A 14,049-nucleotide genomic window follows, 5' to 3' on the forward strand; every position below is an offset into this window, starting at 1 on the left:
AGTAGCTGTAGATAAAAGGAGAAGAAGAGATGAAGAAGGTTTTGGGTATTGCCGTAATGGGAAGTATGATTCTTCTAGCAGGGTGTAATGGAAATAAAGATACGAAAGAACCGAAAGAAAAGGTAGAGCAATCTACAGAACAAACAGAAGAGATGAAAGAATACCGTGCAGTACATGAAAAATACGATTTGAAAATGAATAAAGAGATTAATAAAGCACTACAGTTATTTGAAGTGGCAAAAGAAAAGGGTGGTAAGGAAATAACGACTGCTACATATAAAGAAGATGTGCAAAAAGTAACAACGAGCATGTTAGAAGATATTGATCATATGCGAAAAGAAATTCGTGTTCCAAAGTCGAAAGAGCAAGAACATGAGGTATATGTTGGTTTCTTGAATGAATCGGAACAAGCAATGAAAAAATTACAGAAGTTAGCTAAAGAAGAAGATTCATCGTTGATTCGTGATATAGAAATTAACTTTGCAACAGCATCGACATACTATAAACGATTTCAAGCAGAAACGAAAAAATAACCTTGCCTATGCAAGGTTATTTTTTCTTCTTGCCATCTTCGTCTTCATCCTCGGATACTAATATCTTCTGTTCTTCGTGAAATTCGGAAATAGTTTGCCCGGTAATATTATCGAAAGGGGTATAAAAAGAGGTGATACTTTTCTTTTTGATGAAGAGTTTGTAGAAGCCGATGATGACAAGTATAACGATTGTTAAGGGTAATCCTATAGTAGCTAGAAGTAAGGGGGCCATCTTATAGCTACTTTCATATCTTTTTTTATTATAGGCGAAACGCGATATAGATAAATAAAAGTATTAAAAACTGATTTTTCTAAATATATCCAATTTGATTGACTTTTCGTTTTTTCAGAATTATAATTCGAAATATACAATTTGAACTAAATAATAATATAGCAATTTACTTATCCAGAGAGGTAGAGGGACTGGCCCTATGACACCTCAGCAGCGGGTTCTGTAATAGGAACACCGTGCTAATTCCAGCAAGCAAGTCTTGAAAGATAAGTGATGGGCCTTTGTTTATTAAGCCTTGATCTTATTTTTTAAGATCAAGGCTTTTTGTATTCTAAAAAGAGAAAAGGGAGTAATGGAAAAAGTACGTTCATAAAACTGAGTAAATATATGTGTTTAGGGGGTTATTAAAGTGTATGTAATTAAAAAATTATCAGTTATGGTGTTCACGCTATGGGTTATTACGACGGTGACATTTCTAATTATGCATATTATTCCGGGGGATCCATTTTCATCAGATGCAAAAATCTTTCCTGAAGAAGTGATCCAAAACATGAGAGCGAAGTATCACCTTGATGAACCGTTATGGAATCAATATGTTGCTTATTTAGACGGCGTAGTTCATTTTGATTTTGGTGAATCTGTTCAATCAACCGGGCAAGGTGTATCAGAAATTATAACAACTGGTTTTGGTCCATCAGCAATTATTGGTTTACAAGCACTTGTTATTTCATTGCTAGTCGGAATTGCTGCAGGTACATTTGCTGCTCTCTATCATGGGAAGGTAATTGATTACGGTGTAAGTTTACTTGCCATCCTCGGTATTTCTATTCCGAGTTTTATTTTAGCACCACTATTTATACAAGTATTCGCTATTCAATTCGAGCTCTTACCAGTAGCCTCTTGGGGTACATTTGAACATACGGTATTGCCATCCTTTGCATTAGCGTTAGGACCAATCGCAGTGATTACAAGATTTGTTCGCTCTAATATGATCGAAGTACTGCAGAGTGATTATATTAAGTTAGCGAGAGCGAAAGGTATACCGATTAAGAAGATTATTATAAGACATGCTCTTCGAAATGCGATTGTTCCAGTACTTACATTTGTCGGACCATTAATGGCGGGACTTTTAACAGGTACTTTCGTTATTGAAAAGATTTTTTCAATTCCTGGTCTCGGAAAATATTTTGTAGATAGTATTTTTAATCGAGATTATCCAGTGATTATGGGAACAACCATTTTTTATAGTGCACTTTTAATTGTATGTATTTTTATTACAGATATTATTCACCGTATTGTTGATCCACGTATTCGTTCTATTACGTAAGGAGGGGGATGTTTAGATGGGAGCTTATGAAATTAATGACCAGTTATTAACAAATGAAGAGAAAAAAGAATTAACAATAAATAAAGATCAGCAAAAGATTAGCCGAAAGAAAGAAGTGTTTCGTAAGTTTGTATCGAATCCAATCGCAGTTTTAGGATCAGTGACGTTATTACTCATTATTGTTTTCTCACTTGTTGGTGAAAGTTTAACGCCATTTACTGCGAGTGAACAAGTAAAAGAGGCAACAAACTTACCACCTAGTAGTGAGCATTGGTTCGGAACAGATGATTTGGGAAGAGATATATGGGCACGTACTTGGGCTGGCGGGAAAATTTCATTAACAGTTGGATTAGTGGCAGCTGCTCTTGATATAGGACTTGGTGTGCTAATCGGAGGATTTAGTGGATATGTGAGAGGGCGCAATCGCCTTGGGACATTAATTGATGAGTGGATTATACGAGGAATCGAAGTGTTATACGGTATCCCATATTTATTAATTGTTATTTTACTATTAATTGTTATGAAACCAGGTCTTTTTACCATTATCATCGCCCTTGCATTAACAGGATGGATTGGTATGGCACGTCTCGTTAGGGCGCAAGTCTTATCTTTAAAACAAAGAGAGTTTGTTATTGCAGCGGAGCGATTAGGTACATCACATATAAAAATTATATACGGGCATTTAATTCCGAACTTAACGGGCATTATTATCGTAAATTTATCATTTACAATTCCAGCAGCTATTTTCTCAGAATCATTTTTAAGCTTTATTGGACTAGGAGTGCAATCACCGGCAGCGAGCTGGGGGACGATGACGAATGATGCACTTGGGACATTATTGAGTGGGGAATGGTGGCAGCTATTCTTCCCAGCAATCATGATTGCGCTCATTATGTTCGCGTTTAACGCAATTGGTGATGGTTTACAAGATGCAATTGATCCAAAAATCGTAAAACGGAATCGAAAGGAGAAAAAACATGGGACAGCTCTTATCTTTAGAAAACGTAACGTTAGCCGTTGAAAAAGAGAATAGTAAACAAGCAATTGTGAAGCATGTTTCCTTTTCTATTAGCGAAGGTGAAATAGTTGCACTTGTAGGAGAAAGTGGTTCAGGGAAAAGTGTTACAGCACAATCTATTATCGGCTTAAATCAAGAATCAATTCATATTGATGATGGAAATATATCTTTTGAATCAAAGGAATTAACGAATCTACAAGAATCAGAATGGAATCAAATTCGAGGGAAAGATATTTCGTTTATCTTTCAAGACCCACTTTCATCTTTAAATCCGACGATGAAGGTGGGAAGGCAAATTACAGAGGTGATTTTGCAACACGAAAAGAAATCGAAAAAAGAAGCAAAAGAAATTGCGATTAACCTATTAAATGATTTAGGAATACATGAAGCAGAGAAACGCTTTGAACAGTACCCACATCAATTAAGCGGAGGCATGAGGCAACGTATTTGTTTAGCAATCGCATTTGTTTGCCACCCAAAACTCGTTATTGCGGATGAACCTACGACAGCATTAGATGTAACAATTCAAAAGCAAATTATGGAGTTATTAAAGGAAAGAAAGGAAAAGCAAAATACGAGTATTTTACTAATTACGCACGATTTAGCACTTGTACGTGAAGTAGCGGATCGAGTAGTTGTGATGTATGGGGGACGTGTTGTTGAAAAAGGAACGATAGAGGAAGTGATAGGTTCCCCTAAACATCCATACACAAAAAGCTTATTACAAGCAATTCCGAATATGGATGATTCCGAAAAAGTATTACGTGCAATAGAAGGGACGACACCTTCCATTGAGACGTTAAATAGCTTTGGTTGTCCTTTTGTAAATCGTTGCCCAGTAGCGATAAAAGAATGTATTCATCGTTTCCCAGAGAGAACAACATATTCCAAGGAGCATAGTTCACATTGTTGGCAACATGTTCTGGAGCATAATAAAGCGAAATCAAAAGAGAAGGTGAATGCCTCATGACGATAGATTTAATTACTGTAAAGCAAGTAACGAAAACGTATGGAAGTAAAAATAAAGAAATCGCAGCGTTAAAAGACATATCACTTGCGATCCCGAAAGGAACAACGCTAGGCATTATTGGAGAAAGTGGTTCAGGAAAAACAACACTTGGTAAGCTCATAGCTGGGATCGAGAGCCCAACGTCTGGTGAAATTGATTATAACGGTCAAGTCGTTCACAAGTTGAAGGCAGCTCATAAACGTGATTTCTTACAGAAAGTACAGTTTATTTTTCAAGATTCCACAGCAGCATTAAATCCGCGCTGGAAAGTACGCGATAGCGTAACGGAAGGTTATATTTCATTCGGTTTAGGTGATAAAGGATTAAAGGATAAAGTAGCAGGTGATGCGCTAGAACGTGTGGGATTAGATAGACGATATATTGATCGCTATCCGCACGAATTTAGCGGGGGACAACGTCAACGAATTGCTATTGCAAGAGCGTTATTGTGTGAGCCAGAAGTATTGATTCTTGATGAACCAATTTCAGCATTAGATGTTTCATTGCAAATTCAAATTGTACATCTGCTGCAAAAAATTCAAAAAGAACAAGATTATACATATTTATTCATCGCGCACGATTTACCGATGGTTCACTATTTATGTGAAAAAGTGGCTGTTCTATACAAAGGAGAACTTGTTGAATTTGGAAATACGGACGAAGTATTCCGTAATCCACAACATTCTTATACAAAAACACTATTGGCATCAACACCAAAAATTTCAGGTTAAAGGAGAATGTAGGATGAAGAAGTTTTTACTGTTTGTCATTATGACTGTTTTAGCAATTACTTCTGTCGCTTGCGGTAAGAAAGAGACGCAAAAGGCGAGTGCTGGTAAGGGGGAAGGAGATCGATTAGTAACGAATATTGGTAGCGATCCATATACACTTGATTCCGCTATCGCGACAGATAGTACTTCAGGTTATGTAATTGGACATTTATTCTCAAGCTTATATACGCAAGATAGTGATGGGAAATATCAAAATGAATTAGCAGAGAAAGAAGAAGTAAATGCTGATGGAACTGAGTATACAATTCATTTAAAGAAAGATATTAAATGGTCAGATGGTTCTGCTATTACAGCAAGTGATTTTGAATTTGCATGGAAGCGATTATTAAATCCGAAAACGGGTTCTATGAATGCAACAGAAATGTATTTTATTAAAGGGGCAGAGGCATACAATACTGGAAAAGGTGAAGAAGGACAAGTTGGCATTCAAGTCATTGATCCTCAAACATTAAAGGTAACACTCGAGCACCCAGTGTCTTCTATTAAACAAAAATTGGCAAGTTCATTATTCATTCCATTATCTAAAAAATCAATTGATGATAATAATAAATTAAAAACAGATCCAAAAGAGTTAATTACGAACGGACCATTCACATTAAAAGAATGGAAGCATAATCAGGCTATTACAGTACAAAAAAATAAAGAATACTATGATAAAAAGGTAACATTAAAAGAAATTGAGTTTCGTATTATTCCAGATTCTAAAACAGCGTACCAATTATACAAATCAAAAGAATTAGATTTACTAAGTAGTTTACCGCAAGAAATGATTGAGAAAGAAAAAGGAAATAAAGAATATAAACGTGTTGCAGGATTTTCATCTTATATTTATTCGTTTAACGTAGAAAAAGAGCCGTTCACAAATGCGAAAGTACGTAAAGCATTCTCGTTAGCAGTTGATCGTAAGTTTATTGTTGAAAAACTGTATAAAAACAATGCACAAGAAGCAAATGCATTCGTTCCAGAAGGAGCAAAAACACAAAGTGGGCGTGATTTCCGTAAAGAAAAAGGTGGTTACGTTAAATTTGATTCAGCAGAAGCGAAAAAATTATTAGAAGAAGGCATGAAAGAACAAGGCTGGTCTACATTACCTGAAGTAACATTAAAATTCACTACAGATACACAACATAAAAAAGTAGCAGAAGCAATGCAAGAAATGTTTAAGAAAAATCTTGGCGTAGATATTAAATTAGAAAATAAAGAGTGGAAGAGTTACATCGACACATATAAGCAAAGTGATTTCCAATTAGCTTATATGGGATGGGGCGGTTCTCTATTAGACCCAATTACTAAATTAGATTTATATGCAGGTGATGGTCCAAACAATTATGCAAAATGGCATAATAAAGAATTTGATGCTTTAGTGAAGGAAGCAGAAGTTGAACAAAATGAAGATAAGCGTTTCGACTTATTGCATAAAGCGGAAGATATTATGTTTACAGATTCACCATTAATTCCAATTATATTCCCGTCGGATTCCTATTTACAAAAACAAACGGTATCTGGACTTCAATATTATGTTGGATCTAAACCAGATTTAAGATACGCAAAAATAAAGAAGTAGGCAACCGCCTACTTCTTTATTTTATTTCTCTTTTATATTCCTTTTTTGTTCCATCAGAGAAGACAACTTCTAAATCGAATTTTTGATAGTCTTTATCAAGTTTGAACACGTTCACCACTTGATCGATTACTTCTTGGTCAGCAGTATCTTTATCAAATTTTAATTCTTGTAGAAGTGGGCTTAATTTTGTGATAGCCTCGTCTCCTGTTAATTTTACATCTGCTTTATGATCTTCAATTTTTGCTTCCATTTTCTTATCAGCTGCTACATTTTTATAGTCTGCTTCGTAGTCTTTCTTTGTATCTTGATAGTCTGCCTTTAAATCGAATTGATTAAAGTTTAGTTTTAAATCAGCAGGAGCCTCATTCTTTGCCTCTTCTGTAGTCTTTTTATTAGAAGTTGTGTCTTCTTTTGCAGGAGCTTTACATCCTGTTAATGCAGGTACTAGCATAAGAGCTAATAAAACTGATAGTAAAATTCTCATCATAAATTCCTCCTTATGTAAATTCGTTCTATACAAGTTTTTCCCAAAATCATGTAATTATGTATGAGTTGAAAATAAATTATTATCGTATAGCCACAAGGGATAGTCCGCAATTTAAATCAAAAATGATTTGTATGTATATGGTAAATTGAAGTTGTGAGGGGGTACTAACATGCATGAAGAATATAAAGAGATGATAAAACAAGCAATTGAATATATAGAGGATCATTTACATGAGGAGCTTACAACAGAAAGAGTGGCGTCTCACAGTGCAGTATCGATGTACCATTTTCATCGTATCTTTCAAAGATATGTTGGGATGAGTGTAACGGATTATATTCGAAAGAGAAGATTAACTCATGCTGCGCAAGTTTTAGTGTCAACGGAGAGAGCCGTTATTGATATTGCAGTGCAATACGGTTTTTCCTCACAAGAGGCATTTACGAGAGCTTTTAAAAGAATGTTTCAATTGCCACCAAAGAAATATCGAAAGTACTTCCAGTCATTTTATATAGAAAGAGAGGGTGTTTCAATGCAAAAAGGTATACCGAAAGGATGGATCTTAAGTGGAAGTCATCCTGCTGAATATGAGATGGGTTTAGATTATGAAGTTGTCCATCAAGGGAAAGTATCTGCATACATAAAAGCAAAAGAGAATGTTACGCACGGAGGATTTTCAACATTAATGCAAATGTTCCGAGCAGATAAATATGTAGGGAAGAGATTACGTTTTACAGCATTTATTAAGAGTGAAAATGTAAGGGATTGGGCAGGATTGTGGATGCGAGTAGATGGAAAAGATACAGAACCGCTCGCTATGGATAATATGCAAAATCGCCCGATTAAAAATACGAATAACTGGCAATCTTACTCGGTTGTATTAGATATAAAAGAAGGAGCGCTTGGTATTGCATTTGGTGTTTTATTATCAGGAGAAGGTTGTGTGTGGTTAGATAGTATTCGATTTGATGAAGTGGATGAAAAAATCCCTTCAACAGATTTGGCAGAGAACTTTTATGAAACACTTTTAGAAGAACCGGTGAATCTACAATTTGAAGAAGTAGAAAAATAAAAAAAGGAGAAAAGATATGCTCAAATATGCAAAACTAATAAGTATTAGTTTAGTAATATCGTCTTGTATTATGGGAATTAATTATTTCATTAGCTATCTTTGGTCAGGGCATGTACCTTCTTTGACGTGGAGAACATATTTGATGTTTGGGTTTATATGTATGATGAGTTTTGGTTCAATGCAAAAAGAAGGAAAAGAGGATTGTTGACAATTATTAGAAAAGTTATATAATCTAAATGTAAGTGATCACTTGCATGAGGAAGAGAGGATTTTATGGCGCGCTCAAAGACAACAGAAAAAATTATTCAAGCAGCGATTGAATTAGTGAAAGAAAAAGGATATACAGCAGCTACAACGAAAGAAATTGCAATGCGTGCTGGTGTTAATGAAGTAACGATATTTCGCAATTTTAAAAGTAAGAAGGGTGTTATTGAAGCAGCGGTTGCTGAATTTTCATATGTACCGCATTTAAAACAATTTTTGCAAACAGAGATTGTATGGGAATTAGAAACAGATTTAAAAAACTTAGCAAGGCATTATCATAATTTTTTAGATGGGGTAAAAGATATTATTGCTATCGGTATACGTGAGGCTGGAGAATTTCCTGAATTAGACGGGGAAATTGCTAAAATACCACAAGGACTAAAAGAAGAATTAAGTATCTATTTTGCAAAAATGCAGGAAAAAGGAAACATTATTGATACGAATATTGAAGCGCAAGTAATGAACTTTATCTGGATCAATTTTGGATATTTCTTATCTAAATTACGTTTTGCCGATCGCCTGACAGAAGTTGATGATGAGAAATTTATTGAAAATAATATTGTTTTATATGCTAGGGCATTAAGACCCTAGTATTTATTTAAAATAAAATGCAAGTATGTACTTGCTTGCTAAAAAGGAGAGCGGGAAGATGGATACATTAAAACAATTTTTAAAAAGACCAGGTACGTATGTAGGAATGGTCGTAGCGCTATCATTCCAAATTATTTTCTTTTGCGTGTGGTTAACGGCATATGATGGAGTGAATGAAAGAGCAGATCAAATGCGTATCGCTATTGTAAATGAAGATGTCAATATAGGTAATAAAATAGCAGAAGGCTTACAGAGAAATTTACCATTTCAAGTGAAAGCAGAACGGTATGTGGAAAAAGCAAACAAAGAAATGAATGACCATGTGTACGATATGATTATTGAAATTCCTGCTTCTTTTTCAAAAGATATAAATGAAACAGGAAAATCAAATTTAAACTTCCACATTAATCAAGCGAATGCCATGATGGCAAAGCAAATGATGGAAGGAGCTGCAAAACAAATTCGAGATAATGTAAATAAAGAGGTAGCAAGTTATAAGAAACAAGCGATTGTCGGAAAGCTACAAGCTGTAGGACCTGAGAATGTAGAAGTGATAAAAGGGTTAACTGAAGATTCAATTGATTTTACAGTTCATAAAGTAAATGATACAAAAGGATTTTCAGTGAATATGGTACCGCTAATGATCGTATTAGCTTCATTTGTAGGAGCAATGATTATGAGTATGGAACTATCAAAAGTTGCAAAAGAAGTAAAGGGCAGTTGGAGTAATTTCTTATCAAGACAAATTATAAACGGTACAGTATCAATTTTACTTGCATGTATTACAATTGGTTTGATGAAAGGCTTCCAAATTGAGATGCACGAAACGGTAGGGAGTATATGGGTGTTTCAAGCAATAGTCTTCTTCGCATTTCTTTCATTAACACAAATGTTTCTAACTGCGTTTGGAAACGCAGGTATGATTTTTAATATTATCTCACTATCGTTACAACTTGTAAGTTCCGGTGTAATTGTCCCACATGAGATGCTTTCTAAAACATATCAAACAATCGGTGAACTATTTCCCGCAACATATGCAGCGAATGGCTATTATACAATAATATTTGGAGGGATTAGTTTAGAGAGAAATATTATTTCATTATTAGTAATTGTATTGGTTACACAATCAGTAGCAGTGATGACTTTAGCTATAAAAGGAATGGTAAAGGGAAGAAGAAGCTCTGTAGTTAAAGAAGCATAAAATAAAAAGGTATCCTCAATTGGATACCTTTTTATTAGCACTTATTATTTTGCAACTTCTGTCCACTTGTAGTTAAACTCACCACCGAAGTCAGTTGTTACAAGTCCTTTAATAAATCCGCGTTGTAAGTAAGAACGACCTTGTTGGTATAAAGGAGCGACAGCACCGTCTTGTAATAGAATTTTTTCAGCTTGCTTCATTGCTTCAAAGCGTGCCTTTTCATCACCAGCTAAATCTGTTTTTACTTTATGAATTAGCTCATCGTACTCTTTGTTAGAGTATTTATCGAAGTTGTAAGCACTATCTGTTGTAAATAAATCTAAGAATGTAATTGGATCAGCGAAGTCAGGGCCCCAGCCATCAATACCGATTTCATAGTCACCACTTAATAGTAGTTTTAACTGTTGTTTACGTGGTTGTGGTTTTAAATTCACTGTTAATCCATCTAAGTTCTTTTCTAGTTCACCTTTTAAATATTCACCAGTCTTTTTAGCTAAAGCATTATCACTAGTTAATAGTTCAATTGTTACTTTGTCAGTACCAAGTTCTTGCTTCGCTTTTTTCCAGTTTTCTTTCGCTGTTTTCACATCATCTTTCACTAGATTTCCATTTTCTTTACGGAAGTCGTTGCCATCAGGACTTTTTGCAAATTTCGCAGGAACCATTCCTTCAGCTGGAACAGCGCCGTTATTTAAAATTGTTTCTACGTAAGCTTTTTTATTCATGGCGCCGTTAATAGCAAGGCGTGCATGTTGATTTTTTAATGTTTCATTTTTTTGATTGAGTCGTAAAAATTGAATACCAACTTCAGCGCGTTCTTTGAAGTTTGGATCGCCCTTATATTTATCAACAAATTCTGCAGTTAAAGCAACGCGATCAATTTGTCCTGAATCATATAAGTTAACTTCTGTAGACTTATCTTTAACGACATTGAAGTTGATTTCTTCTAATTTTACCGTTTTAGCATCCCAGTAGTTAGGGTTTTTCTTTAATTGGAAGCTTTGCTCATGTTTCCAGTTATCTAATGTGAAAGCACCGTTATAAATTAAATGATTTGTTTCTAAACCGTATTTATCGCCTTGAGACTTTAAGTATTCTTCATTAATTGGCAAGAATGTTGAGAATGTCGTTAAGCTTAAGAAGTAAGGAACAGGACGATCTAGTTGTACTTCTAATGTTTTGTCATCAACAGCTTTGACCCCTAGTTGATCAATCGGCAATTGTTTTTGGTTTATTTGTTTCGCATTCTTTATATCGAAGAATAAGAATGCATATTCAGCTGCTGTATCCGGGTTTACGGCACGTTGCCAAGCGAAGACAAAGTCTTTTGCTGTAACAGGAGTACCGTTTGACCATTTTGAATCACGCAGATGGAATGTATATTTCGTTTTATCGGGACTAACGTCAACCGACTCAGCGACACCAGGAATCGGTTTATTATCTTCTCCCATTGCATATAACCCTTCAAAAACATTACGCATTACGTTCATGGATTCCCCATCCGTTGCTTTTGCAACATCCATTGTTGGAATTTCTGAAGCAAATGATAAGTTAATTGCCTGTTTATCAGGTGCTTTATCATTTGCCTTCGCTCCGCTTGCGTTATCTTTATTTCCCCCGCAAGCAGTTAGTAATAGACTTGCCCCTAAAACAGATGCAACAACAGGTACAACTTTTTTCTTCATTGTTCGTTCCTCCCTAAATGTGTTGTTCGTAACGTCATAATGTCCATGTCTTGAAGTGTATCTATAGAAGAAGAGAAAACCCATTATAAATATGTACATGTAGGTAATCAGGTGTTCTATATGTGTATACATGTTCAACTATCATCTATCGTTATATGTTTCAACGTAGTAGACGTTATAGTTTGATGGTGAAATATTTAGTTTCTTTGATTATTTAGAATATTAACACTAGGAAGAACTATATGTCAATAATAAAAATCGGAGTATTATTTTTTAAAAATAATATATTAAAAAAGCGGATTTTCTCCTATTGAGAAATCCGCTTTTAATACATTTTTCCAATAAAACAATCGGTATGGGGAGAAAAACTTCAATTCAGGTTTCCTTTTATTTTTCAATTTGTGCCCATTTGAAGTTTAATTGACCTGCAAAGTCTACTTGCACAATTCCTTTCACATAAGAACGTTCTAAATAAGATTCGCCTTTTTGGTAAAGGGGAGCGATAACAGAGTCTTTAAATAATATTTTTTCAGATGCTAGTAATGCTTCCCAGCGAGCTTTTTCATCACCAGCTAAAGTCGTTTTCACTTTTTCAATTGTTTCATCGAATTCCTTATTAGAGTAATGATCTAAGTTGTAAGGGTTATTCGTTGTAAACAATTCAAGGAATGTAATTGGGTCAGCAAAGTCAGGGCTCCAGCCGTCAATACCGATTTCATAGTCACCTTTTAATAAAAGTGAAACTTGTTGTTGTTGTTTACGTGGTTGTGGTTTCACATTTACTGTTAATCCATCTAAATTCTTTTCTAGCTGTCCTTTTAAGAACTCACCAGTTTTCTTATCAAGGTCAGCATCACTTGTTAATAATTCTAATGTGATTTTTTCAGAACCAAGCTCTTGTTTAGCTTTTTTCCATAACTCTTGTGCAGATTTTGTATCAACTTTGGTTAAATCTCCGTTTATAGTACGGAAGTCCTTTCCATCAGCTCCTTTTGCAAAGTTTTTTGGAACGAGACCAAAAGTTGGTGTAGATCCATCGTTTAATAACGTATTTACAAAGGATTTTCGATCAATTGTTTGATCGATTGCTTGGCGTGCAGACACGTTTTGAAGTATTTTGTTTTGTTGATTCATACGTAAAAATTGTACGCCTACGTTCGGGCGTTCTTTAAAGTTCGCATCTTTTTTATATTTATCAACGAAATCAGATGTTAATTTTATGCGGTCTAATTGTTTTGATTCGAATAGGTTTACTTCTGTTGATTTTTCTTTTACGACGTTAAAATGGATTTCTTCTAGTTTGACAGTATCTTTATCCCAATAGGTAGGGTTTTTCTTAAATTTAAAGCTTTGTTCATGCTTCCAATCGCTTAGTGTAAAAGCGCCGTTGTACAAGATTGTATTATCTTCTAAAGCGTACTTATCACCTTGTGCTTTGAAGAATTCCTCGTTAATTGGTAGGAATGTTGGGAACGCTGTTAAGCTAATAAAATATGGAACAGGGCGTTCTAATTCTACCTCAAACGTATGGTCATCAATTGCTTTTACACCAAGTTGGTCGGCTGGAAGTTCTTTGTTGTTAATTTTTGTTGCGTTTTTAATATCAAAGAATAGAAATGCATATTCAGAGGCTGTTGCTGGATCGACTGCTCTTTGCCAAGCGAAGACAAAATCTTTCGCTGTAACAGGCGTGCCGTTTGACCATTTTGAATCTCGCAGGTGGAATGTGTATTTCGTTTTATCGCCACTTACTTCATGAGATTTTGCAACACCAGGGACAGGTTTGTTACCTTCACCAAGATTATACAAGCCTTCAAATACGTTTCTCATTACTTGGCCAGAATCAGTGTCTGTAGCACGAGCCGTATCCATTGTTCGTATTTCAGTAGGTGAAGATAAGTTTAAAACCTGTTTACTAGGTGCCTCGTCCTTTGCATTTGCTCCGCTTGCTTCGTTTTTATAACTACCGCAACCAGTTAATAAAATACTTACTCCTACAACTGATGCAATACCGGGTACAAACTTCTTTTTCATTTGATTTTCCTCCTAAATAATTAAGTTTGGATGATGATGAGGGAAATGAAAAATAAAAAATCCCTCTTTTCATATTGAGAAAGAGGGATTTTTACGTACAAGTTATGCACCCGTATATAAACGAAGTCCCTCATTCTATCTTTCAAGCACAAAGCTTGCAGGAAGTGGCACAGTATTCAAAATGAACCTGTTGCCGAGGTTTCAAAGGGCCAGTCCCTCCACCTCTCTTGATACAATGAGTAAA

Annotated in this window: 14 protein-coding genes and 2 riboswitches; of the genes, 10 read left to right on the forward strand and 4 right to left on the reverse strand. The window is 35.1% G+C overall.

The genetic code is table 11. The annotated features are described in order from the left end of the window. Positions 1–29 precede the first annotated feature (29 nt). The gene (locus EKQ63_RS02755; RefSeq protein WP_087952237.1) at positions 30–533 is read left to right on the forward strand and encodes a hypothetical protein; all 504 of its coding nucleotides are present in this window, start codon (positions 30–32) and stop codon (positions 531–533) included. Positions 534–549: 16 nt separating this feature from the next. On the opposite strand, the gene EKQ63_RS02760 is transcribed toward EKQ63_RS02755, so the two are convergent. Then, positions 550–765: a DUF3951 domain-containing protein gene (locus EKQ63_RS02760; protein WP_087952236.1), complete on the reverse strand. Its 216-nt coding sequence runs from the start codon at positions 763–765 to the stop codon at positions 550–552. 167 nt (positions 766–932) lie between these two features. Next, positions 933–1,038: riboswitch (SAM riboswitch) on the forward strand. Positions 1,039–1,174: 136 nt separating this feature from the next. On the opposite strand from EKQ63_RS02760, the gene EKQ63_RS02765 reads away from it, so the two are divergent. The 5 genes from EKQ63_RS02765 to EKQ63_RS02785 are packed head-to-tail and all read left to right on the forward strand — an operon-like array spanning position 1,175 to position 6,474. Next, on the forward strand, positions 1,175–2,092 hold the full coding sequence (locus EKQ63_RS02765; protein WP_071723403.1) for an ABC transporter permease: 918 nt from the start codon (positions 1,175–1,177) through the stop codon (positions 2,090–2,092). Between the two features lie 16 nt (positions 2,093–2,108). Further along, positions 2,109–3,113, forward strand: a complete 1,005-nt coding sequence (locus EKQ63_RS02770; RefSeq protein WP_087952235.1) for an ABC transporter permease — start codon at positions 2,109–2,111, stop codon at positions 3,111–3,113. Next, positions 3,070–4,080 carry an ABC transporter ATP-binding protein gene (locus tag EKQ63_RS02775; RefSeq protein WP_087952234.1) on the forward strand — a complete coding sequence of 337 codons (1,011 nt, stop codon included), beginning with the start codon at positions 3,070–3,072 and terminating at the stop codon, positions 4,078–4,080. Before EKQ63_RS02770 ends, EKQ63_RS02775 begins: the two co-directional genes overlap by 44 nt. Beyond that, a complete protein-coding gene (locus EKQ63_RS02780; protein WP_087952233.1) occupies positions 4,077–4,850 on the forward strand; it encodes an ABC transporter ATP-binding protein in 774 nt (257 codons plus the stop codon). Before EKQ63_RS02775 ends, EKQ63_RS02780 begins: the two co-directional genes overlap by 4 nt. 13 nt (positions 4,851–4,863) lie before the next feature. Next, the gene (locus EKQ63_RS02785; protein WP_143880711.1) at positions 4,864–6,474 is read left to right on the forward strand and encodes a peptide ABC transporter substrate-binding protein; all 1,611 of its coding nucleotides are present in this window, start codon (positions 4,864–4,866) and stop codon (positions 6,472–6,474) included. A 16-nt stretch (positions 6,475–6,490) separates the two neighbouring features. Here the strand turns inward: EKQ63_RS02785 and EKQ63_RS02790 are convergent, their stop codons facing one another. After that, positions 6,491–6,958, reverse strand: coding sequence for a YusW family protein (locus EKQ63_RS02790; protein WP_042515810.1), 468 nt, complete (start codon positions 6,956–6,958; stop codon positions 6,491–6,493). A 172-nt stretch (positions 6,959–7,130) separates the two neighbouring features. Between EKQ63_RS02790 and EKQ63_RS02795 the strand changes: the two genes are divergently transcribed. The 4 genes from EKQ63_RS02795 to EKQ63_RS02810 all read left to right on the forward strand — a co-directional run bounded on the left by EKQ63_RS02795 (position 7,131) and on the right by EKQ63_RS02810 (position 10,086). Next, positions 7,131–8,030: a helix-turn-helix transcriptional regulator gene (locus tag EKQ63_RS02795; protein ID WP_087952231.1), complete on the forward strand. Its 900-nt coding sequence runs from the start codon at positions 7,131–7,133 to the stop codon at positions 8,028–8,030. Between the two features lie 16 nt (positions 8,031–8,046). Next, positions 8,047–8,238, forward strand: a complete 192-nt coding sequence (locus EKQ63_RS02800; protein WP_087952230.1) for a hypothetical protein — start codon at positions 8,047–8,049, stop codon at positions 8,236–8,238. Positions 8,239–8,303: 65 nt separating this feature from the next. Further along, on the forward strand, positions 8,304–8,885 hold the full coding sequence (locus tag EKQ63_RS02805; protein ID WP_143880712.1) for a TetR/AcrR family transcriptional regulator: 582 nt from the start codon (positions 8,304–8,306) through the stop codon (positions 8,883–8,885). A 58-nt stretch (positions 8,886–8,943) separates the two neighbouring features. Beyond that, positions 8,944–10,086: a YhgE/Pip domain-containing protein gene (locus tag EKQ63_RS02810; RefSeq protein WP_142940665.1), complete on the forward strand. Its 1,143-nt coding sequence runs from the start codon at positions 8,944–8,946 to the stop codon at positions 10,084–10,086. Positions 10,087–10,130: 44 nt separating this feature from the next. Here EKQ63_RS02810 and EKQ63_RS02815 read toward each other — a convergent pair whose 3' ends face one another. Both EKQ63_RS02815 and EKQ63_RS02820 read right to left on the reverse strand, forming a co-directional pair. After that, complete coding sequence (locus EKQ63_RS02815; RefSeq protein ID WP_087952229.1) at positions 10,131–11,771, reverse strand: peptide ABC transporter substrate-binding protein; 1,641 nt, start codon at positions 11,769–11,771, stop codon at positions 10,131–10,133. Between the two features lie 387 nt (positions 11,772–12,158). Continuing rightward, entirely contained in the window at positions 12,159–13,805 is a 1,647-nt protein-coding gene (locus EKQ63_RS02820) for a peptide ABC transporter substrate-binding protein (protein ID WP_143880713.1), read from the reverse strand. 132 nt (positions 13,806–13,937) lie between these two features. Then, a riboswitch (SAM riboswitch) is annotated at positions 13,938–14,042 on the reverse strand. Positions 14,043–14,049: the final 7 nt, after the last annotated feature.

Origin of the sequence: Bacillus sp. BD59S (genome assembly GCF_007363175.1) — a bacterium.
GTDB lineage: Bacteria > Bacillota > Bacilli > Bacillales > Bacillaceae_G > Bacillus_A > Bacillus_A pacificus.

Coding starts and splice junctions, on each gene's coding strand:
- EKQ63_RS02810 (WP_142940665.1), top strand. CDS start 8,944: ATGGATACATTAAAACAATTTTTAAAAAGACCAGGTACGTATGTAGGA.
- EKQ63_RS02820 (WP_143880713.1), bottom strand. CDS start 13,805: ATGAAAAAGAAGTTTGTACCCGGTATTGCATCAGTTGTAGGAGTAAGT.
- EKQ63_RS02795 (WP_087952231.1), top strand. CDS start 7,131: ATGCATGAAGAATATAAAGAGATGATAAAACAAGCAATTGAATATATA.
- EKQ63_RS02755 (WP_087952237.1), top strand. CDS start 30: ATGAAGAAGGTTTTGGGTATTGCCGTAATGGGAAGTATGATTCTTCTA.
- EKQ63_RS02780 (WP_087952233.1), top strand. CDS start 4,077: ATGACGATAGATTTAATTACTGTAAAGCAAGTAACGAAAACGTATGGA.
- EKQ63_RS02760 (WP_087952236.1), bottom strand. CDS start 765: ATGGCCCCCTTACTTCTAGCTACTATAGGATTACCCTTAACAATCGTT.
- EKQ63_RS02785 (WP_143880711.1), top strand. CDS start 4,864: ATGAAGAAGTTTTTACTGTTTGTCATTATGACTGTTTTAGCAATTACT.
- EKQ63_RS02815 (WP_087952229.1), bottom strand. CDS start 11,771: ATGAAGAAAAAAGTTGTACCTGTTGTTGCATCTGTTTTAGGGGCAAGT.
- EKQ63_RS02790 (WP_042515810.1), bottom strand. CDS start 6,958: ATGAGAATTTTACTATCAGTTTTATTAGCTCTTATGCTAGTACCTGCA.
- EKQ63_RS02800 (WP_087952230.1), top strand. CDS start 8,047: ATGCTCAAATATGCAAAACTAATAAGTATTAGTTTAGTAATATCGTCT.
- EKQ63_RS02805 (WP_143880712.1), top strand. CDS start 8,304: ATGGCGCGCTCAAAGACAACAGAAAAAATTATTCAAGCAGCGATTGAA.
- EKQ63_RS02770 (WP_087952235.1), top strand. CDS start 2,109: ATGGGAGCTTATGAAATTAATGACCAGTTATTAACAAATGAAGAGAAA.
- EKQ63_RS02775 (WP_087952234.1), top strand. CDS start 3,070: ATGGGACAGCTCTTATCTTTAGAAAACGTAACGTTAGCCGTTGAAAAA.